The organism is Rhizobium lentis (assembly GCF_014200175.1).
Lineage (GTDB): Bacteria > Pseudomonadota > Alphaproteobacteria > Rhizobiales > Rhizobiaceae > Rhizobium > Rhizobium mulingense.
Window position 1 is genome coordinate 144,498 of record NZ_JACHBD010000006.1, and the last position, 19,985, is coordinate 164,482.

Genomic DNA, 19,985 nt, shown 5'->3' on the forward strand with positions numbered 1-19,985 from the left:
ATCGATGACAAGCCAAGCGAGCTCGCCCTCGGATGAAGCGGGGCTGGAGACGATCCGCGCCGTCCTGCCCGCGAGGTCCACGGTCCATGCCTGGATCAGGGCGTCGCACGGCGGCACCCCGGGAAGGCTGACGGCACATGTCGACGGAGACGCCGCCGGCGCTGTCGAAACGTCAAATTCTGATGAGTTCGAGTTTCGGCCGATGACGCTGGAAAGAGGCGGAGAGACCGCCTTCTCCTACGATCCGGCGACAACCGAGATATCGGTCCTTTATGCTTTCCTTGAGCCCCGCGTTCTCGAAGAAGGCGTCCGGCTGCTGCATGTCCGCCCTGCCAATGCCGCCCCAGAAGTCCCGGGCGGTTATCATTTCCGCCCACCTTTCGGCTGGATGAACGATCCCAATGGGTTTGGAAGGTTCGGCGGCAAGCCGCACCTCTTCTACCAGCACTATCCCCATAGCCTGCGGTGGAACAACATGCATTGGGGCCATGCGGTCTCGGAGGACTATCTTCGTTGGACGCATCTCCCGATTTTTCTTTTCCCTTCGGATGAACTTGCCGCCCGGGCCAACGGGCGGGGCGGGGCGTTTTCCGGCTCCGCGATCGTTCTTCCCGGCGCTGAAGCCGGCCTTCGCATTTTCTTCACCGAGCACGTGAAGGATCGAGAACCGGAGGAACAGGTACAGTTCACCGCCATCAGCCGCGATCTTGTCACTGTCGAGGCGGCAGATCTGATCCTGCCCACGCGTCCCGCCGGGCTCGGGCTGACGACCGATTTCCGCGACCCTTACGTCTTCCCAGGGCCCGACGGCAAATGGAAGATGCTGCTCGGCACGCGAGACCGCGAGGGCGGCGTCATCCTGCTCTACGAAACCGACGATCCGGCAGCGGCGGCGGGATGGACCTTCCTTGGCACGCTTCACCGCGAAAACCGCTTCGGGATGACAGCGGCGGAATGCCCCTGCATGCTGCCCCTCGACGGCCCCGCGAACGACCCGACGACGCGCTGGGCCCTGATCTTCGGTCTGCTGACCAGCCGCGACCCGGCAACCGGCCGGCGCAACATGACGCTAGCAACCATCGGCCGTTTCGATGGCCGCAGCTTCTCCGTAGAATTCGAGCAGGAGCTGGATTTCGGCACCGACGCCTACGCGTTCCAGGCCTTCGTCGACGCGGGCGGTCCGGTCGGCATTGCCTGGCTTGCGAACTGGACGGATATATCGAGAGAGATCGACATGCCGACGGCGATGACCCTGCCGCGCCGGCTCGCATTGCAGAACGGTGCGCTGATCACGCCGCCGGTATCGGGTGTCGAAAGCCTGCGTCAGCGCCAGTTGGATGCCAAAGATTTTCTCGACGGCCGGACCGTCGATCTCGCCAGCGGCTCCGTCGAAATCCTGCTCAACCTCAGGCAGGCCGGCAATGCTTTCCGCCTCGATCTCGAACATCCCGAGGCGACGGTCACGGTTCAGCTGAACGACGACGGGCTGAGCATTCCCTTCTCGGTGGCGAATGCCAAAGCATCGCCCCGCTATATCGCCGCCGGCGCACGCCCGTCGACCATCCGGATCTTTCTCGATGTAGGCTCGATCGAGATCTTCGCCGACGATGGCCGCTGGACGGGCACCAAGCGGCTGCCCGGTTTCAAGGGGGTGAGTGCGGTGCGTTTGACCGCACCCGAGGGAAATATAATCGCCGCCGAAATCTGGCAGCTCGGTCTTTGATCTGGAGGATGATACGAGCATGCCGGGCAAGAGCACGATGTTGCGCTGTATCAACGGCCTGGAAGCGATCCAGAACGGCTCGCTCCTCGTCGACGGCATCACCGTAAACGACCCGAAGACGGATCTCAGGAAACTTGGCCAGCAGGTCGGCATGGTTCAGAGCTACAATCTGTTCCGCACCTGACGGTGGGGGCAAAGCATTACGCTGGCGCCGTGCCTCGTGCAGAGCCTTCCCAAAGATGAGCTGCGCGCCCTCGCCGAGGACGCGTTGCGGCGGGTCGGCCTCGAAGGCAAGCTCGATCATTTGCCACGCCAGCTTTCCGGCGGACAGCAGCAGCGCGTGGCGATCGCGAGATCGCTGGCGATGAAGCCCAAGGTGATGCTGTTCGACGAGGTTGCGTCGGCGCTCGATCCCGAATTGACCGGCGAGGTCCTGAAAGTTCTCTGTTCCCGTTTGCACGATTATGAAATGCTCTCCATCCGCAAGAGACGGCCGCGGGGAGGTCTTGACTGATCGACGAAAAAGCGGTCCGGCGAAAACACCGGTTTGTCCGATATCGTACGGCAACGAAAAGGACGGCAGGAACTTTCCCTCTCATTCCAGGAGAGAAAAATGACTTCCTCGTCTTCCGTACGTCCTGCGTCGCATTGCAAAGAAAAGTCCGCAATCGAGCTTGAGATCGTCGAATTGACGCCGGCCTTGCGGGCCTTTGCCCGCAGATTTTTGCGCAGTGAAGATGACATTGACGATCTCGTCCAGGAAACCTTGCTGAAGGCGCTGAATTCGGTGCATCTCTATCAGCCCGGCACGTCGCTCAAATCCTGGCTTTTCACCATCCTTCGAAATACGTTCTGCACCAACTACCGCCGGCGGAAACGCGAACCGGCAGGGATGGATGCGGCGATCGAGCAGGTGGCGATCGCACCGACCCAGGAGTGGACGCTGCGGGAACACGAGTTGAAACGGGCGATGACGCGTCTATCCGAGGACAGGCGCCGCGCGCTGACATTGGTGGCTGCCGGAACGAGTTACGAGGACGCCGCCAGGATGTGCGGATGCCGGATCGGCACCTTGAAAAGCCGCGTCAGCCGTGCCCGCGAGTCCCTGCTGCAGATGCTCGGAAACCATCTCGCCGACTGAGCGCCCAGTCGGTCCATCGGCAGGCCGGGCAGGAACAAATGGCCCTCGTCCTGGTTCCAAATTTACGCCGATAAGATGGCCCTACAGGTACAGGTCAGACCCCTCCGCTACGGAGGGTCGCTGCCGACCGGGTTGGAGTGTCATGAATGCGCGAAGTCACGCTGTTTTTCCCAGAGTAAACCGTGCCGGATGGACCGATACGCTTCGGGTGATCATGACGATCGTGGCCCCGACGGTTGCCAGGGGCATCATTATCCGCCGCCGGGCGATCGAGCATCTGGCGGAGCAGCAGGACTGGGATGCAAAAGCCGTGAAACAAATGCAGCGGCTGAAAAGGAAATACGGTCCGGCGCCTCTTCTGCTGCCTATTCCATTCCGGCCGCAACTGCTCCTCCTGGATCCGGCTGATGTCTCCACGGTGCTCCAATCTTCGCCCGAACCATTTGCCGCTGCAACGGCGGAAAAGCACGCCGCCCTTTCCCACGTCGAACCGAAGAACGTCCTGGTCTCGTCGGCCTCGCGGCGCGCCGAGCTTCGGTCCGCTCATGAGCAGGCATTGGCAACCGCAGAGCGGCTCCATCCGTATTCCGCCCATTTCAAAGCCGTCGTAGACGCCGAATTCCTCCAGCTTTTGCGCGACATCGGATCCAACCGGTCGGCTGAGCTCGATTGGCCAGCTTTTTCGCAGGCCTGGTTTCGGGCCGTCCGGCGACTCGTCCTCGGCGAGCGGGCGCGCAATGACATTAAATTGACCGAGACCTTGAACGACCTCCGGGAGCGGGCGAACTGGGCTTTTGCCGCACCGGTCGACCGGGGCAAGCTAGCCCTGTTTCATCAGCAGGTCAGTCACTATCTCAGCGACCCGGAAAAACACAGTCTCGTCAGCCGGTTTCCGAAAGGCGGTGAGTTCGCTCCGGAAAGCCAAGTGGCTCAGTGGCTGTTCGCTTTCGACGCGGCCGGAATTGCCGTTATGAGGACGCTGGCGATGCTGGCCTGCCATGTGAGCTATTGGGCCAAAGCCGTGGAAGAGGCCATGAGCCGGGACCTCGATCGCCCTTTCACCCGCAGTTGCCTGCTCGAGGTCTTGCGACTCTGGCCGACAACGCCCGTCATCCTCAGGCAACTGACCGAGGATATCAAATCTGGCGGCAGGGTCATCCGGCGTGGCACGGGCGTCATCATCTTCGCACCGTTCTTCCATCGAGACCCCGAGTTCCTCTATGCCAACCGGATGGAACCGAGCATCTGGGGAGAGAATGATGCGTTGCCGGCCGCCGGGCTCGTACCCTTCAGTGCCGGTCCCGCCATCTGCCCGGCACATAATCTCGTACCGACGGTTGCGAGCCTTGCCGTCGGCGCATTCTTGTCGGCGGCCGATGTTGTGCTGCTCCAACCCTCGCTCACTGTCGACAATCTGCCCGGAAGTCTCGATCACTTCGCCATCCGGCTCCGGCTGGCAGCTCGACGCAAGGAGTAGGGTCTGCCTTCGGTGACGCTCGTTCGCGACGAAACTCCGCCCGCCGGCGCTACATCCTTTGCATTACGCCGTAGACGAGGATCGAGACGTAAAGCAGAAAGGCGATGGCGACCACTGTTGCGAACAGGGCGATGACCAACCACAGGATTTTCAGGCCGTTCCGCTGCTGGTCAGCATTCAGCCCGTCCACCCGGACAGGGTCGTCTTTCGGCTGTTCCATCACGGATTGGCTTCCCTTGAAAATTGTATGCTGTGATCGCTTCTGCTGCCCGCGTTCCAGGAGAGCGTAGTGCCGAGCACGATCAAAAGCCCGACTAAGACGATGGCTGCGATATAGATCGCGAAAGCGCGACGATCCGAACCTTGGTTCATCTCCCTCTCCTTCGGCTCTCGAACCAGCCGAAGGGCGGAATGTTCCGGAGAACGGGTTGAGAAGGGCTCTACCAGCGGAGCAGGCGAGGTCCGGCCACGGCGCCGAGAGCGCCGGTGATCAGGATACCGAACGTATACCAGATCAACACGAACGGCATGCCGTTTTCGGTGCAGAACCAGGAATATACCCAGGCGCCCGCTGCACCGGCGGCAATGCCCGCAATGAAGCCCGTCAGACGCAGATCCACAGGCGCCGCGCGGCGCAGCGCCCAGACCGTGCCGGCGTAAATGGGGATGGCGAAGCCGAAGATGAGCAGCGGGCAATGCAGCGCCGAGGACCCGAGGATCAGTAACCGGTAGGTGCCGACCGGCGCCATCAGGAGCTGGATGGCGGCAACAACGGCCATGGCGGCAAAGATCAAGGCAAGCAGACCGAAAAAGCCTCCCTCGGAACCATCGGGGCGGGAAAGCCGGTAGACGGCAATGAAAGCCGCCACGGCAATCAGGGCATTATAGGCCGACTTGATCCAGAAGACCGGTAGCATCAGCACGTCAGGCATATCGATCCTGAGACCAAGAATGATCAGCATCAGCAGCAAAGAGAACCCCATGGCCGGCACGATGCCGAGCGTGAAGCGGCGTCGCAGCGCGTTGCGCGGCACCGGCTTCAGGTCCTCTGCCAGATGTTCGATAATGTCGTCCGTCTCTGTCACGATGCGCCTCGCAATCTTTCTCCGAGCGCCTTGAGCGCCCGGTGGATGCCGACTTTCACCGCCGATTCAGACTGGCCGGTGCGGTTCGCGGTGTCGGCGACTGATTGGCCCTCGAGCTTCACCTGCCGGATCAGCTCCCGCTGTCTCGGCGGCAGCCCGTCGAGCAACCGCTCGACGTCCATGCGGGCTGTCAGCCTATCCTCGCTGAAGTCGTTTTCGATCTCGTCATCGAGCTCGGTCTCGGTCAACCTGCGTCCGCCGCGGCCGCGATGATGGTCGATCAGCTTATAGCGGGCGATCGAGAAGAACCAGGCCGTGAAAGGTCTTTCTCGGTCATAGGTGGACCGGCGGGAATGCAGCGCCAGCAATGTCTCCTGGACCAGGTCTTCCATATCCGCTTTCGCCGCCGCAGCCATCCTGCGGCTGTAATAACCGACAAGCAGCACACGCAACGCCGTCAGCAAACGCCGATAGGCAGCCTCGTCCCCATCGAGGGAGAGAAGCATCAATGCTCTCAGGGCTTCTTCCGAATGGGCGGTTGTCATGCTGTCAAGAGTTCATTCGCTGGAAGCGTCCAATCGGTTACAGGAAAGATGAAAGCAATTTCGGCATAACAGCTCTATCACATGCGCATGAAGCTGTAACGCTCCCGGCACTCCCGCGAATAACCGGAGGTGAGCCATCGGCAGGCTGCTGGTGGACACGAAAATCCATCAGGAGAGTTCTATGATTATCTACCGGCACAGCCCTGCCGTGCGCCTGCCAGATATTCAATACGCACCCGGCGCTCTATTGCGGCCAATACGGCGCCGACAACGACCCCACCTTCATTGCGATGGAGACCGTCGAACACGCCCACCAGGTGAAGGGGCTGACCGATATCGGCTCGTTCACTTTCAACATGACGGGCTTTCTTGGCCTCTCAAAAGCGGTCGCCGATTTCGGCCAACTCTACGGTGGCAATAGCGGGGTTCTGGGAGGATCGCGGCTACGAATTGTATGCCACGGCCAAGCGTTGACCCGCTTGGTCAGGCCGGGCGTGCGGAAGATATATCGGTCAGACCGCGCCTCGATTTCCTAAGAGGCCCGATCAAACGCTCATATTCGTCTTCTGCTTTGCCATAGGCGTCGGAAGCGAAGTCTTCCAGGCCGGCGCGATCCCTGACGATCACCAGGCCGCGAACGGAGCGGATGAAGCGGTAGCCTTCGAGCAGATGCAGGGCGGTGGTGACGCTCGGCCGCCGCACCGCCAGCATCAAGGCGATGAACTCGTGTGTCAGCGCGAGCTCATTGCCGTCGATCCGGTCGTGGCACATCAATATCCAGCGGGCCAACCGCTCATCGATCTCATGGACGGCATTGGACAGCGCGGTGAAGCCGGCCTGCGTCGCCAGAACATGAACAGCCTTATGGAGGAGGCTGGCGAAAACCGGCTGCGTTTTCATCAGATCCAGCAGCGCGGTTTGTCGCAGACGATAGGCAAAACCGGGCACCTGGATGGTGACCTCAGGGACACTGATGCCTGCCCCTATCGCCGCCGCGACCGGCGCAAAACCGTCGCGGCCGAACAATCCCGCTTCGACGCGATTGCCCTCAGGCGAGATATTGATGACCGAGCCTATGCCCGAGCAGGGGAAATAGGCGTATTCTATGACAGCATCTGCCGCGGCGATGACGAAACCGCGCGGAATGGCGCAGGGTTCGAGTTGGCTGACGACCCCTGCATACTCCTCTTTCGGCAGGAGCCCCAGCAAGCGATTCTCTTTGGGGTGCATCATGATTTCTGCCAATCTTCGCCCTTCGGCGAGTGCGGGATGCTGCGGACGATGCCGTCAGTTCGATGCCGCGATGGCCAGCTCGCCATGTCCAACTCCCAAGACTTCTGTTGGTTCCCGCCTGGAACCGTCTTGCGGTTTCGTTGTTCGTGTTCGGCCGCCGCATTTTGCAGGTTCGGATCGAGTTCCCTGAAACGCGCATCGCTACTGAATCTGCGGGGCCTAAGAATGCATCAACGAGCGCAGTGGAGGTTGATTCGAGGTGAACGAGGCTGTGCCCGGGAATGCCGTCGGCAAGCACCCATGCTTTACTCGCCATGAGCTCGCCCGCGCCCGCGGCTTGAATACTGTTCTGAACGTTCTTCCGCGATATCATACTGACCGGCGCTGGAACGCCAAAGCCGTGCAGGTGACGGTGCGCGCGGTCCAGTTCTTGGGTTCCCTCGGACTGCCGCGCCACAGCGATATTGCCCACCGCGCCATCCTTGCGGATGGCAGGCGCGTCGGCCTGCGGCTAATTCTTCCCAAGGGGATCCCCCGTGGGCTTTACGTGCATTTCCACGGTGGCGCCTGGGTGATGGGAAACGCCCGCCTCGATGACCGCATCACCCGGCCCATTGCACAAAATTGCCGAGTGCTGGTGGCCGGTGTCGACTTTCACAATGCGGTCGATGACCGGCTCGACATTACCTTGGAGGATTGCAGGGCGGCGATCGACTGGGTAGTCGAGCATCTCTCCGAGCTGCAGGTCGAGAGGATCATTCTTGGCGGCGAATCGTCCGGTGCGCATCTTGCAGCGGAAACGCTTCTTCATCTGCGCGAACGCGGCAGGGCGGGAATCGTCGCAGGATTCATCTCGGTTTGTGGCGCCTTCGACCTAACGGGATCGAAAAGTCTCCGGCGCTCGACAGGCAGGAGCCTCGTCATTGACGGGCCGGCGGCGCTTCGTAATCTCCGGCGACTAACGCCAAGTCTTTCGGGACGCGAAGCCGAAGGCCCCTTGTTCGCCGATCTCTCGGGGCTACCCCCAGCCCTGCTGATTGCAGGGGCACTCGATCCTATTGTCGACGACAGCCTTTCGATGGCGCGGCAATGGCAGCAGCAGAGCGGCAATGCCGACTGCGTCGTGTTTCCCCATGCGCCGCACGGCTTCAACCGTTTTCCGACAAGGCTGGCGGCAAGGGCCAACGGCCTTGTCAGATCGTGGATATCGCAGTCTTGCGAAGATGATGAGTCGGGCGATGATTGAGAGTCACAGCCTTGAAGATTGTACGCTATTGCACCATATATTGCTCAACGATTCTAGATGGTTAGGTTCAGTTGCAATTAGGGCCGATTATCTTCGATCGCTGATGGACATGGACGATCAACATTTGCATTTTCGCAATGATCTCTTGCAGGCCATGGGGCCTCAGGAGCGTGAACTTCTGCTGCCTCATCTTGAGCCGATCGAACTGGAGGTGCCTCTGATTCTCGAAATGGAGGACAGCCCGGTCAGCGACGTTTACATTCTCGAGTCCGGACTTGCCTCGATCGTGGCAAGATTTCCTGGCGGGCGCGATATCGAGGTGGGCATCGTCGGGCGAGAGGGCATGACAGGCGCCGCAGTCATTCTTGGCGGCAGCCAATCCGCGAATAGAACATTCATGCAGGTCACCGGCCACGGCTTCAAATTACCGGCTCGGGTGCTTTCCGCCGCGATGGATGAGAGCCGCGCGCTTCGCAGCCTGCTTCTCGCCTATGTTCAGGCGCTGTTGGCGCAAACAACCTCGACCGTACTTGCCAACGGTCACGCCAAGCTCGAGGAGCGGCTGGCACGCTGGTTATTGATGGTCCACGATAGAACCGACGGCACGACCATCTGGCTGACCCATGAATTTCTTGCAGTGATGCTCGGCGTCCGCCGTGCCGGCGTCACTGTCGCGCTGCATCTGCTCGAAGGTAAGGGTCTCATCCGCTCGACCCGCCGCCAAATCGTCATTCTGAACCGGCGGGGATTGATCGAGGAAGCACACGGGTCGTACGGGGCGGCCGAGGAAGAATACCGAAGGCTGATCGGAAGACAACTCGCGCGTTGACACGAGAAAGCCGGCTCGGTTCAGGATTCGTCAGCCCGATCCAGGAGTAATGCTCTCCTCATCCTTCTCCGGCAGCGATCCGGCGCCAGGCGTCTTGCTCCTGTCTGTCAGGTCATCCCTGGCGTGTGGACCGACCGGCGGGATTTTATTCCGGTTGGAAGGATCATGGTTGGTTCTCACTCCCCCCGCCTGCTCATCGTTATTCGCGATTGTCCTGGAGCTCGAGCGTTTCGATGCTGACTTCGGGCGGACTGTCAGGGGCGGCCTTGATAGCGGCAGACGGGCTGCTGCTTGCTTCAATGCCAGGCGCCCAACCGACAGCAATTTCTCCTCATCGGTCACGCCATGGCGATACAATTTTATCAGCATCGCCGCGACGGCCTGCATCTCTGGTGCGCACAACGGCGCGCCTGCCTCTCGTGAGATTATGTTCAAGATTGCGTTCAGGCCGTCGAGATCGGCTGAATCAAGCGCTTTCAAATAAATCGACTGAGCATCGAGCATTGCAGCCTCACTGGGCCCCGAGGATTCTCGTTGTGCACTTTGATAATGGGATCGGAAGATGACCTACGCAAGTTTTCGGCGACAACTGTACGCAAACGGACATCGCAAGTCCGGCGAGGACAAATTAAGAGCGATCGACCCAGCCTCATCCAGCCAGCCTCATGCAGGAGGTGCAAAGGATCCTCTTAATGGTAGTAGGAGGAATCCGGCCCGAACAACGCCGCAATCATTGCGTCGATGTCAGAAGGACGCGCGCTGAGGACGAAGCCGCCAGGACGGATTTCAAATCGCTCGTCATGAGCAAAGACAAACGGAATTTGCCGAGCCTCCAGCCATTCATTCATCCACAGCATATCTTCGTCGGAGATCGTGACGTCGATGATCATGGCGTCGAACACAAGCCCCTCGCGCAGGTAATCCATCACCCCGGACACAACGATCGGACCGGTGACGGACGCCTGGCGCGCAATGAACGCCGCCTTGGCATCGCCCGAAAGAAAATCGGCTTCACCAATGATAAGGATCGTCTTGCCGGCTATCGGACTGAGCGACTTCATGGCGGACGCTTACTACGTTACGAGTTTACGTGGTGAACATGCTGTCGAGCTTTCCAACATCGGGCGGCCCAAGCCTGGCCCGCGCCTACCACATCCAAGCGCGTGATGCGACCGGTTTTATCGTGCTGCCCAAACCCGATCAGGGTAGACCGGTTCCCGGTTTTCATGACCCAGTTGAGTTACATGCTTATCCGTACGCTTTCGCACCAGCTGTTGAAATCGAAAAGCTGAAGTTTAGGATCCCTGCATATACAAGGGAGGAACGCGGATGAGGCAGCATTTGGGAATTACGAAGCCAGCGCTGCAGCCCGACGACGTGTCTATGCTGCAAGCGATTCTGCGCGGATGGTGCCTGGAAAAGTCCTACGCGATCACCAGTCCGGCGGCCGAACTCGTTGCCAGGGAGCTTGTCTCATGGTTCGAATGCGGCATTCGCGACAAGCATAAATTGGCGGGGCTCATGCGCCATATGCATCTTGACCTTGAGGAGGAGCCGGTGAAGGCGCATCCGCCAGCGGCTTCCAAGGCCACCCAGTGGGTATTCCACCATGGATAGCAGTCGCAGCTTGGGTTCGGTCGCTGCCAATTCCTCCAGTCTCGGTTTTTCCGACCGGCAGGTCGTCTTGAAGCGGATCGTTGAAGAACTCCAGGAATTGTGCGACGGCGCGCCGGTGGGCGTCTTCGATGGATATCCGGTTCTTGCTCGCCTGCTTGAGGCATTAAGCGCTTCGGCAGCGGTAGTGGCCAAGGCGGACGACCTCAGCTGGAACGATATTATTGGGGAACTCCTTAAACTCCGCGGTACGATGATGCGTCTTGCGATTGGTGCCGGCAGATCGTCGCATTGATTGATGTCACAGGGTTGCACAAGGGGGAAGGAGCAAGATCATCGCGGAATTTGAGCAAGGGGCGGGTTCTTTTCTAAGGAAACAAATGCCGGCTTGTGGCATTGATACCGCAACGATGGGACGGCCGATGCCAAAATTTCACTTCAATGTCGTTTCGGATGCTGCAGTGGTCGTCGACTTGGAAGGCTCGGACTTGCCGACGCTGGAAGATGCCAGGCGAGAAGCCGTCCAGGACGCAAGAGCATTGATGAGTCAGGCGGTGCTTGCCGGAAAAGACATCTCGGCAAGACGGATTCACATCTGTGACGAACAGGGAGCCCTTCTCCTGGTCGTGCACTTTGCCGAGACGATCAGACGCGCCGATTAGCGGACGGCGGATCGGCAATCCGATCAGTCGTTCGTATTCCCGCTCCGGAATGCCATAGCTTCCTCCCGCGATTTCCTCCAGCCGTTCCCTGTCCAGAATCCGAACATTCGCCCGGGTCGCCCTGATCGCTCTCAGGCCCTCGATGACGTGCAGTTCGTTCGTCACGCCAGAGCGGCGAACACCGAGCATAAGCGCCAGGAACTCGTGCGTGAGAGGCAGGTCTCTTCCATTCAACCGGTCATGACACATCAACAGCCAGCGGGCGAGCCGCTCGTGCATGTTGTAACGCCCGTTTGCAAGCGCCGATTGGGCCAATTGGATGTCGCAGCAATGCACATAATTGAGGAACAGGGTATTGGCATCGGGAAATTCCGTCATCACCCGCCGCAAGCGTTCGACTGAGACCTGCAGACCTGATCCCGCGACCTGGATGAACGTTCGATTGGGGGTCATATCGGTCTGCAGCACAACATGCGCACCGGCCATACCCTCATATCCGATATGCCCGACCTCGACTGCCTCGTCTTCGCCGTTCACCGCCACCATCGACGCGAGACCATCTTCGATGAAGCAAACATATTCGCTTGGCTGGTCCGCTTCGATCAGGACATGTCTTGACGGCAGCTGAACCGCCTGCGCGTCGGCGATAAGCATTTGGAAGGCGTCGGCAGGCAAAACCTTCAACAAAAGATTGTGAACATCGTGCTGATTCGGTGCGGCCATGACCCTCTCCTGCGGGGAAGGAGAGCCCGCCGCTCATACCGGCAGCCTGGCGGTCACGGTAATGAACAGCTTATGCTTCAAAAGAGCCGCCAAAGCCATATTCACGAGCCCTTCTGTGCGGTTTTGACAAAACTCGCAGGTCACTCTGAAGCCAACATCCCCGTTTAGATACAACGGCTTGGCACTGCGAAACCAGCCTTGTTCCCGCCATGAAAGGGGAGGCCAAGCGCTCGACCGCGCCGATCGTCGATCAGCCCGGAAGAGCGGTATCCGCAACTTCACCGGCCTGTTCAGCGGAAGGCAGAGTGGGGAAATCAGCCATTTTTCGGCATACGAATTACGAAGCCCGCACCAGGCTGACGGTTCTCGATGCGCAGTTCGGCCTTTAGTTGCTGTACCAAACCGCGCACAATCTTCATCCCGAGGCTTTTTCCGTTCGTCTCGCCGGGCGAAAAATCCGGCGGCAATCCCCTGCCATTGTCAGCGACTTCGAGACGAATCTCATCGCCGGCGCCACAGGCACTGACGGTGATAACACCATGCACGCCCGGATAAGCGTGTTTCAATGCATTCGTCACCAATTCGTTGACCAAAAGGGCGATCTGGATTGCCCGGTCGGCATCGACCACGCACCTGTCGGCGTCAACCGATACGGTATGCAGCGCGCTCGACTGTTCAATACGCTGGCAGAGGTTCGGCAGGAATTCCGACAGATCTACTGTTTCGACATGCGGCTGACGCCACAACTGATCATGCACCTGGGCGATCGTTCCCACTCTCGCCTCGGCGTCGCGAAGGGCTCGACTGGCCTCCGGCTCCTTGGCTGAACGAGCCTGCATCGCGAGCATGGCCGCGACGAGCGCAAGGCTGTTTTTGACGCGATGGCTCATCTCGCGTACCATGACCTGCTGATGCTCTTCGGCGAAGTGGCGTTCCGTATCGTCCCGAAGGACCTTCAGGAAACCCGCCCGCTGGCGATCGGCGCGCAGCGGCATTGTCAGTCCGCTGCCCCAGAACGTCGACCCATCCTTGCGCAAGTGAAATCGTTCGTTGTCCGCGCGCCCCCGCTCCAGCGCCGTTGCCATTTCGCTGTCCGGAGCGCCCGCCTCACGGTCCTCCGGCAGGAACAGGATTCGGGCGTCGCGCCCAAGGATTTCGCCCTCCTCATAGCCGAAGATGCGGCAGGCCCCGGTGTTCCAGCTGATGATCCGCCCGTCCCGATCAAAGGCAAAAATCGCATAGTCGACGGCACTTTCGAGAATGAGCTGCAGACGCTCCTCGCTGGCGCGCAGTGCTTCGTCGTGCTGAAGCGATTGCGTCCGGTCGCGAACGACCTTGATCAGCCCGTAGACTTTGCCGGAGTCATCGCGAAGCGGCATCATCAATCCGGATGCCCAGAACATGCTGCCGTCTTTCCTGACGTGCCACCGGTTGTCGTCGGCGCGGCCGGTGGAAAGCGCAAGCCTCATCTCCTTGAGGGCCGCTCCTGCAAGTTGATCCTCGAAGGAAAAGATGATGGAACTGTTTTGTCCGATGATTTCCTGAGCCGAATAACCGAAGAGATTGGCCGCGCCCGGGCTCCACGTCGCCACTGTGCCGCCAAGATCCATGGCAAAAATGGCATAGTCTAAGGCGCTCTCGACGATATGCCGATAAATTTCAGCCTCATCGCCCGGGAAGGAACATTGATCCATACCACCGAACTCCACGGCATTGTCATCCGCTCACATTAGCACTTGCTACAACACTTTCGAGGGAAGGTGCGTTTACGTACGAAAGTCGGTCGATGAAACTTGTAATTGTTCAGGCCGAGGTCCATAATTCGGATATCGTCAGCAGACTTAGAGGCGCTGACGGCTGGGAGACGATGTGCTCTTGCCAAACCCCAAGGCAGGGCCATGCGCAATCTTGAGACTCACAATTTCATTCTATCGCATTTGACGGATTCGGAGCTTCTAGCGCTCGAGCGAATCCTTGAGCCGCTCCTTCTCCCGCGCGATTTCAATCTTGTCCATTCCGGCACGGCTGTCAGCCATTATTATTTTCTCGAAAGCGGCATCGCTTCCATGGTGGCCGCCAGCCCTGAGGGCAGAAAGGCGGAGATCGGACTGATTGGCAGGGACGGAGTGTCGCCGCCTGTCCTGATTATGGAGGGGCAGAAGTCTCCATTCCAGGTCACCATGCAGGTTGGCGGTCATGGACGTCGTGTCGAAGCTCATGCTCTGGGCGCGTTTCTGCATGAGCAGCCGGCAGTCCTGCCGTTGCTTTCGCACTCTCTTCAAATTTTCTTCGCGCAAGTAGCACATACCGCGCTTTCGAACGCAGTGCACAAGATTGACGTCCGATTGGCGAAGTGGATCCTAATGTGCCAAGATCGGCTGGAGGGTCGGGAAATTGCGATCACCCACGAGTATCTGGCGACGATGCTCGGCGTGAGGCGGTCGAGCGTCACCGATGCCTTACATATTCTGGAAGGCGAACATCTCATCTACTCCAGCCGTGGCTTGGTGATCGTCCGCGATCGCGCGGCACTTGAAGCCTTCGCGGCCGATGCTTACGATTTGAACGGGTACCCAACCCCGGGCTGGTCAAGATCGGCTCCTGCACGGGCCGTGCACCGGCTCCCGCTCGTCGATCTGCGGCACCGGCCGTAGCGGCTTCCGGCTCTGCCACTCCTTGTAAGGCCGCAGCATCTGCCCGGGGAAACGCCTTTCGATAGCGCTTTCGGTCAGGACGATCTTTGCGAAGAGCTCATCGACAGCCGACAGTCGCCCTGGTGCTTCGCAAGCCATCTCCAGCTCGGCCATTAGAGCAAAAAGCTGTTCATCAGTCATCGCCTCGAGAGTCGAGGCGAACCTGCGTTCCGCGACAATATCACAACCTGTCACAGTGTACCTCCTGCCGATGGCGACCATCGCCGGATGAAAAGATCGGCTGATTCCGCTTTACTGTCCCGGCAGATCTTTTTTGGTCGTTGCCGCCGCCGGTAGGTTGTTCTGTGTGCCTTGCCTGTCGGAGGCGCGCACGGGCGCAGTCGGCGCGCTCGCCACATATATGCCGAACGCCAATGCCCCAATGGCAACGATGAACGCACCGGCGATGGCGGCCACGGACCGCTTGCCATCCTGCTTGATCATCCCGAAGGCGAGGGCAAATCCCAGAAGGGCTGCTCCTCCCGCCACCGCAAAAAGCCAGATATAGTTCATCCTCGTGCTCCCGATACCGGCTCCCAACCGCAGGGGATGGCGAAGGTTCCCAAAGCTTATTGCCGCCGCCTCATATGCATGCTGGCGATTTACGAAGGACGGGCGCTTGGCTAGGGATTATGGGATCGTAGAACGGATTGGATTGAACGATGCCCGGTCCCGTCTTCTCCATCCCACCGGGCCGGAGCTTTCGTCATCGCCCTCAAACCCGCGTCTGATCTTCGACGCGCCCACAAAGCGATATCTTGACGTTTCTGCGCAACTCGCCAGCGCGCGAAGGCTTGGCTGTCATGGCACCGGCGACCGAGAATGGGCGGCGGCGGCCCGCAGGGAAGAGCAAGGTGGTCGAGCTCGACCCGGCAACGCTGGGAACCTTCCGCACCCTTGGCCCCGCCTACGGTGTGGAGTCACTCGTCTGAGTTTCATGCGGCGCATTGACGCATAAGCCGAGTAGTGATAGGTGTGGCGTTAATTGGTCAGGCCAGTTGACCAGCGGCGGCTTGAGGAGAAGCCACCAGGGAGGCCAGGATGTTTTCGCCCGTTGAATCGCGCCGCCTTTACCGGCAGGTGGCGGATCAAATTCGCCTGATGATCGCGAGCGGCGAGCTCGCCATCGGCCAACGATTGCCGGCCGAGCGCGATCTGGCGGAGCAATTGTCCGTATCGAGACCGACCGTCCGCGAGGCGCTGATCGTGCTGGAGGTGGAAGGCCTCATCAACATCCGCATGGGTTCCGGCATCTATGTGGTGCGCCGGCATGCCGCCCATGCCCCGGCAAGCGAGCGCGACCCGGTGGAAGGGCCTTTCGAGCTCTTGCAGGCTCGGGCGATTATCGAATGCGCCATTGCCGAGGAAGCGGCAGGCTGCGCCGGGCCTGAAGGCATCGCCCTGCTCGACGAAGCGCTGATGCGCATGAGCAGCGACGTCAACGATGCAGGTGCTGTACTTGCCGCCGACCGCGCCTTCCACACCGGCATTGCCATGATCGTTGGCAATGCGACGCTCATCCGGGTGACCGGAGAAATGTTCGACATGCGCATGACGCCGTATTTCGCGAAGCTGGCCAGCCATTTCGAGGGACCGACGACATGGCGCACCGCCCTGGGCGAACATCAGGCGATCCGCGACGCAATCGCCGCCGGTGATGCGGCAGGTGCTCGGGCTGCCATGCGCACCCACTTGACCCTATCGCAGAAGAGGTTTTCCGAGAGCTTCGGGGAGGAGTTTTCGGGAGAGGAGGAGCGTGGCCGCAACAAGGGTCCCGCGAAAGGAACCGACAAGTTTTAACCCGAGCTCGGGAGGAGAGAGCAATGAAGAGCAGACTGGCAACAATACTTTGCACCGCAGCCACAATCATGGCGAGTACGGCGATCGCCCATGCCCAGACCGTCCTGAAATGGGCGCACGTCTATGAAACGTCCGAGCCCTTCCATACCGATTCCGTCTGGGCCGCCGAAGAAATCAACAAGCGCACCGATGGGCGCTACAAGATCGAAGTCTATCCGGCCTCGCAACTCGGCAAGGAAGCCGACATCAACCAGGGCCTCAAGCTCGGCACGGTCGACATCATCATCTCGGGATCGAGCTTTGCGGCGCGCGACTACAAGCCGATCGGCGTGACCTACTTCCCCTATATCTTCCGTAACCCGGACCACCTGATCGCCTATACCAAGAGCGATGTCTTCAAGCGCCTCGCCAAGGGCTATGAGGACAAGACCGGCAACCACATCGCCGCCGTCAGCTATTACGGCACGCGCCACACGACCTCGAACAAACCGATCGCCAAATGCGCCGACATGCAGGGGCTGAAGATCCGCGTGCCCGACGTTCCGGCCTACCTCGCCATGCCGCGCGCCTGCGGCGCCAACACGACGCCAATCGCCTTCGCCGAAGTCTATCTCGCCCTGCAGAACGGCACGGTCGAGGCGCAGGAAAACCCGCTGACGACGATCGAGGCAAAAAAGTTCTTCGAAGTTCAGAAGAACATCATCCTGACCGGCCACATCGTCGACCACCTCAACACGGTGATCTCGAAGACGCGGTGGGCAAGCCTTTCCGACGAAGACAAGAAGATCTTCGGCGAAGTGATGCAGGAGGCCGCCGAGCGCACCACCAAGACGATCGCAGGCAAGGAAAACAGCCTCGTCGCCACCTTCAAGGAAAAGGGCATCAACGTCACCGAGGTCGACAAGGCCGACTTCGAAAAGAACGTGATGGAGAAGGTCAAGTTCGAGGACTTCGGCTACGAGAAGTCCGATTGGGAAGCGATCCGGGCGATCCAGTAAGCTCCTCAGCGAAGACTGCCCCTCACCCTAACCCTCTCCTCGTAAACGGGGCGAGGGGACGTGCCATTCGAGAGGCCGGGGGCGAACCGAGAGGTTGCGGCCTGTGCCTTCTCCCCGCGTGCGGAGAGAAGGTGGCGGCAGCCGGATGAGGGATAGCGCCTCCCTCAACGAACCAAGGTCGCGCCGACGCGCCGCGCCCTTCTTCGCCAACAGGAACAAGGCCGATCATGTCGCAAGAAATTCACACGCCAATTACGGCCGAGGAAATCGGCCACGAGTTCGAAGGCCACGCGCCGACCGCAAATGTCTCGGACTACGCCATCGAGGACTGGATCACGCTGATCGTCTTCTGGCTGATGGCAGGCTGCGTCTTCCTACAATTCTTCACGCGTTATGTGCTGAACGACAGCTATGCCTGGACCGAGGAAATCGCGATTAACTGCCTGATCGGCGTCGTCTTCCTCGGCGCCGTCATGTGCGTGCGCACCTCCCGGCATATCCAGGTGGATGTGTTCTATCATTATATGCCGGCGGGGCTGGCGCGCGTGCTCGCGACTCTCGTCGATATCATCCGCATCGGCTTCTTCGCCTACGGCTGTTATCTGATGTGGCGTTACGTCGATATCGTCGCCGACGAGGAGATGGTCACCATCGAGCTGCCGCGCAACATCGTCTTCTACTCGGTGCTTGTCGCTTTCGTGCTGATGCTGATCCGCGCAGTGATCGTCTTCATCGCCAATATGCGCCGCGGCTATTCCGTTCTGGAGCGCCCGGAAGAATTCCAGACCGTCGAGGGTTGACCCCATGCTGCTGCTTCTTGGTTCCTTTCTGGTGATGATGCTGATCGGCGTGCCCGTCGCCATCTCGATGGCCGTCGCATCTGTGCTCTACATCGTGCTCTACGGCATCGCGCCAGACATTATCGTCGCCCAGCGCATGATCGCCGGCGTCGAAAGCTTTCCGCTGCTCGCCGTGCCCTTCTTCATCCTGGCAGGCAATCTGATGAACTCGGCGGGTGTGACCGGCCGCATCTATTCCTTCGCGGTCGCGCTGGTCGGCTGGATGAAGGGCGGACTGGCGCAGGTCAACATTATCGGCTCGGTCATCTTCTCCGGCATGTCGGGCACGGCGCTCGCCGATGCGGCCGGCATCGGCACGATCGAGATCAAGGCGATGAAGGATCACGGCTATCCGGTCGAAGCGGCGGTCGGCGTCACGGCGGCGTCTGCCACGCTCGGCCCGATCTTTCCGCCGTCGCTGCCCTTCGTCATCTATGGCATGATGGCGAACGTCTCGATCGGCGCTCTGTTCATGGCCGGCATCCTGCCCGGCATTGTGATGACGCTGCTGATGATGATCACCGTCGCCGCCTTTGCCTATTACAAGCGCTGGGGCTCGGACGCGCCCTTCGACGTCAGGCAGCTGCTGTCGGCCGGATTGGAGATCATCGTCGTGCTGATGGTGCCCGTGGCGATCTATCTGATGATGCGGGCCGGCCTGTCGATGAATGCCGCCGCGGGTATTGCCCTTCTGGCGCTTCTGGCGCTCGACTGGTATTTTGGCTTTTCCGCCGTCATGGCGCTGATGACCCCGGTTATCCTGATCGGCGGGATGACGATGGGCTGGTTCACGCCGACCGAAGCTGCGGTGGCGGCGGTGCTCTGGTCCTTGTTCCTCGGCCTCGTGCGCTACCGCACCATGACGTTCTCGACGCTCGCCAAGGCCAGCTTCGATACGATCGAGACGACGGCATCCGTTCTCTTCATCGTCACCGCGGCTTCCGTCTTCGCATGGCTGCTGACGGTCAGCCAGGCCGCCCAGCTGCTTTCCGATGCGATCCTGTCGATCACCGAAAACAAGTGGGTGTTCCTCATCCTCGTGAACCTGCTGATGCTGTTCGTCGGCTGCTTCCTCGATACGATCGCCGCGATCACCATCCTCGTGCCGATCCTGCTGCCGATTGTCGCCAAGTTCGGTATCGATCCGGTTCAGTTCGGCCTGATCATGACGCTGAACCTGATGATCGGCCTGTTGCATCCGCCGCTCGGCATGGTGCTCTTCGTGCTGTCCAGAGTGGCCAAACTCTCGGTCGAACGCACCACAATGGCGATCCTGCCCTGGTTGGTGCCGCTCTTCATCGCATTGATCTTGATCACCTTCATTCCGGCCGTATCGCTCTGGCTGCCGCAGCAACTCGGACTGTTGAGATAGGAGGG

General features: G+C 60.1%; 22 protein-coding genes and 2 pseudogenes. 14 read left to right on the forward strand and 10 right to left on the reverse strand.

Annotation, left to right across the window (positions count from 1 at the left end; translation table 11 throughout):
• Window positions 1-4 precede the first annotated feature (4 nt).
• The 4 genes and pseudogenes from GGI60_RS15770 (at window position 5) to GGI60_RS15785 (ending at window position 4,341) form a co-directional block, all read left to right on the forward strand.
• Window positions 5-1,723 carry a GH32 C-terminal domain-containing protein gene (locus GGI60_RS15770; protein ID WP_183934568.1) on the forward strand — a complete coding sequence of 573 codons (1,719 nt, stop codon included), beginning with the start codon at window positions 5-7 and terminating at the stop codon, window positions 1,721-1,723.
• 37 nt (window positions 1,724-1,760) lie between these two features.
• Window positions 1,761-2,237: pseudogene (locus GGI60_RS15775) on the forward strand (ATP-binding cassette domain-containing protein).
• A gap of 99 nt (window positions 2,238-2,336) precedes the next feature.
• Window positions 2,337-2,864, forward strand: coding sequence for a sigma-70 family RNA polymerase sigma factor (locus tag GGI60_RS15780; protein ID WP_183934569.1), 528 nt, complete (start codon window positions 2,337-2,339; stop codon window positions 2,862-2,864).
• 142 nt (window positions 2,865-3,006) lie between these two features.
• A complete protein-coding gene (locus GGI60_RS15785; protein ID WP_183934570.1) occupies window positions 3,007-4,341 on the forward strand; it encodes a cytochrome P450 in 1,335 nt (444 codons plus the stop codon).
• A gap of 49 nt (window positions 4,342-4,390) precedes the next feature.
• On the opposite strand, the gene GGI60_RS15790 is transcribed toward GGI60_RS15785, so the two are convergent.
• The 5 genes from GGI60_RS15790 to GGI60_RS15810 all read right to left on the reverse strand — a co-directional run bounded on the left by GGI60_RS15790 (window position 4,391) and on the right by GGI60_RS15810 (window position 7,201).
• Window positions 4,391-4,561 carry a hypothetical protein gene (locus tag GGI60_RS15790; RefSeq protein ID WP_183934571.1) on the reverse strand — a complete coding sequence of 57 codons (171 nt, stop codon included), beginning with the start codon at window positions 4,559-4,561 and terminating at the stop codon, window positions 4,391-4,393.
• Window positions 4,561-4,713 carry a hypothetical protein gene (locus GGI60_RS15795; RefSeq protein ID WP_183934572.1) on the reverse strand — a complete coding sequence of 51 codons (153 nt, stop codon included), beginning with the start codon at window positions 4,711-4,713 and terminating at the stop codon, window positions 4,561-4,563. Before GGI60_RS15795 ends, GGI60_RS15790 begins: the two co-directional genes overlap by 1 nt.
• A gap of 68 nt (window positions 4,714-4,781) precedes the next feature.
• Entirely contained in the window at window positions 4,782-5,426 is a 645-nt protein-coding gene (locus GGI60_RS15800; protein WP_183934573.1) for an NrsF family protein, read from the reverse strand.
• Window positions 5,423-5,971, reverse strand: coding sequence for a sigma-70 family RNA polymerase sigma factor (locus GGI60_RS15805; RefSeq protein ID WP_183934574.1), 549 nt, complete (start codon window positions 5,969-5,971; stop codon window positions 5,423-5,425). The genes GGI60_RS15800 and GGI60_RS15805 overlap by 4 nt, the downstream gene beginning before the upstream one ends.
• Before the next feature lie 483 nt (window positions 5,972-6,454).
• Window positions 6,455-7,201: a Crp/Fnr family transcriptional regulator gene (locus tag GGI60_RS15810; RefSeq protein WP_183934826.1), complete on the reverse strand. Its 747-nt coding sequence runs from the start codon at window positions 7,199-7,201 to the stop codon at window positions 6,455-6,457.
• A 262-nt stretch (window positions 7,202-7,463) separates the two neighbouring features.
• Between GGI60_RS15810 and GGI60_RS15815 the strand changes: the two genes are divergently transcribed.
• Entirely contained in the window at window positions 7,464-8,450 is a 987-nt protein-coding gene (locus GGI60_RS15815; protein WP_312863467.1) for an alpha/beta hydrolase, read from the forward strand.
• 109 nt (window positions 8,451-8,559) lie between these two features.
• A complete protein-coding gene (locus GGI60_RS15820) occupies window positions 8,560-9,279 on the forward strand; it encodes a Crp/Fnr family transcriptional regulator (RefSeq protein ID WP_183934828.1) in 720 nt (239 codons plus the stop codon).
• Window positions 9,280-9,309: 30 nt separating this feature from the next.
• Here GGI60_RS15820 and GGI60_RS32070 read toward each other — a convergent pair whose 3' ends face one another.
• Window positions 9,310-9,783, reverse strand: a complete 474-nt coding sequence (locus GGI60_RS32070; RefSeq protein WP_246720431.1) for a hypothetical protein — start codon at window positions 9,781-9,783, stop codon at window positions 9,310-9,312.
• A 185-nt stretch (window positions 9,784-9,968) separates the two neighbouring features.
• Window positions 9,969-10,340, reverse strand: coding sequence for a hypothetical protein (locus GGI60_RS15830; protein WP_183934575.1), 372 nt, complete (start codon window positions 10,338-10,340; stop codon window positions 9,969-9,971).
• A gap of 268 nt (window positions 10,341-10,608) precedes the next feature.
• On the opposite strand from GGI60_RS15830, the gene GGI60_RS15835 reads away from it, so the two are divergent.
• From GGI60_RS15835 to GGI60_RS32775, 3 genes are all read left to right on the forward strand, one after another.
• Window positions 10,609-10,896 (forward strand): hypothetical protein, encoded by a 288-nt coding sequence (locus GGI60_RS15835; RefSeq protein ID WP_183934576.1) that lies wholly within the window; start codon window positions 10,609-10,611, stop codon window positions 10,894-10,896.
• Window positions 10,889-11,188 (forward strand): hypothetical protein, encoded by a 300-nt coding sequence (locus GGI60_RS15840; RefSeq protein WP_183934577.1) that lies wholly within the window; start codon window positions 10,889-10,891, stop codon window positions 11,186-11,188. Before GGI60_RS15835 ends, GGI60_RS15840 begins: the two co-directional genes overlap by 8 nt.
• A gap of 127 nt (window positions 11,189-11,315) precedes the next feature.
• Window positions 11,316-11,555 (forward strand): DUF6894 family protein, encoded by a 240-nt coding sequence (locus GGI60_RS32775; protein ID WP_246720424.1) that lies wholly within the window; start codon window positions 11,316-11,318, stop codon window positions 11,553-11,555.
• A gap of 3 nt (window positions 11,556-11,558) precedes the next feature.
• Here GGI60_RS32775 and GGI60_RS15845 read toward each other — a convergent pair.
• A pseudogene (locus GGI60_RS15845) lies at window positions 11,559-12,278 on the reverse strand (Crp/Fnr family transcriptional regulator); the annotation flags it as partial.
• Between the two features lie 314 nt (window positions 12,279-12,592).
• Window positions 12,593-13,972 (reverse strand): sensor histidine kinase, encoded by a 1,380-nt coding sequence (locus GGI60_RS15850; protein ID WP_183934578.1) that lies wholly within the window; start codon window positions 13,970-13,972, stop codon window positions 12,593-12,595.
• Between the two features lie 204 nt (window positions 13,973-14,176).
• On the opposite strand from GGI60_RS15850, the gene GGI60_RS15855 reads away from it, so the two are divergent.
• Complete coding sequence (locus tag GGI60_RS15855; protein ID WP_183934579.1) at window positions 14,177-14,932, forward strand: Crp/Fnr family transcriptional regulator; 756 nt, start codon at window positions 14,177-14,179, stop codon at window positions 14,930-14,932.
• 291 nt (window positions 14,933-15,223) lie between these two features.
• On the opposite strand, the gene GGI60_RS15860 is transcribed toward GGI60_RS15855, so the two are convergent.
• Entirely contained in the window at window positions 15,224-15,484 is a 261-nt protein-coding gene (locus tag GGI60_RS15860; RefSeq protein ID WP_183934580.1) for a hypothetical protein, read from the reverse strand.
• Between the two features lie 528 nt (window positions 15,485-16,012).
• Here GGI60_RS15860 and GGI60_RS15865 point away from each other — a divergent pair.
• The 4 genes from GGI60_RS15865 to GGI60_RS15880 all read left to right on the forward strand — a co-directional run bounded on the left by GGI60_RS15865 (window position 16,013) and on the right by GGI60_RS15880 (window position 19,980).
• On the forward strand, window positions 16,013-16,771 hold the full coding sequence (locus GGI60_RS15865) for a FadR/GntR family transcriptional regulator (protein WP_183934581.1): 759 nt from the start codon (window positions 16,013-16,015) through the stop codon (window positions 16,769-16,771).
• Between the two features lie 23 nt (window positions 16,772-16,794).
• The gene (locus tag GGI60_RS15870) at window positions 16,795-17,769 is read left to right on the forward strand and encodes a sialic acid TRAP transporter substrate-binding protein SiaP (protein ID WP_183934582.1); all 975 of its coding nucleotides are present in this window, start codon (window positions 16,795-16,797) and stop codon (window positions 17,767-17,769) included.
• Window positions 17,770-17,996: 227 nt separating this feature from the next.
• Window positions 17,997-18,569: a TRAP transporter small permease gene (locus GGI60_RS15875; protein WP_183934583.1), complete on the forward strand. Its 573-nt coding sequence runs from the start codon at window positions 17,997-17,999 to the stop codon at window positions 18,567-18,569.
• Window positions 18,570-18,573: 4 nt separating this feature from the next.
• Window positions 18,574-19,980: a TRAP transporter large permease gene (locus GGI60_RS15880; RefSeq protein WP_183934584.1), complete on the forward strand. Its 1,407-nt coding sequence runs from the start codon at window positions 18,574-18,576 to the stop codon at window positions 19,978-19,980.
• The last annotated feature ends 5 nt before the right edge of the window (window positions 19,981-19,985 follow it).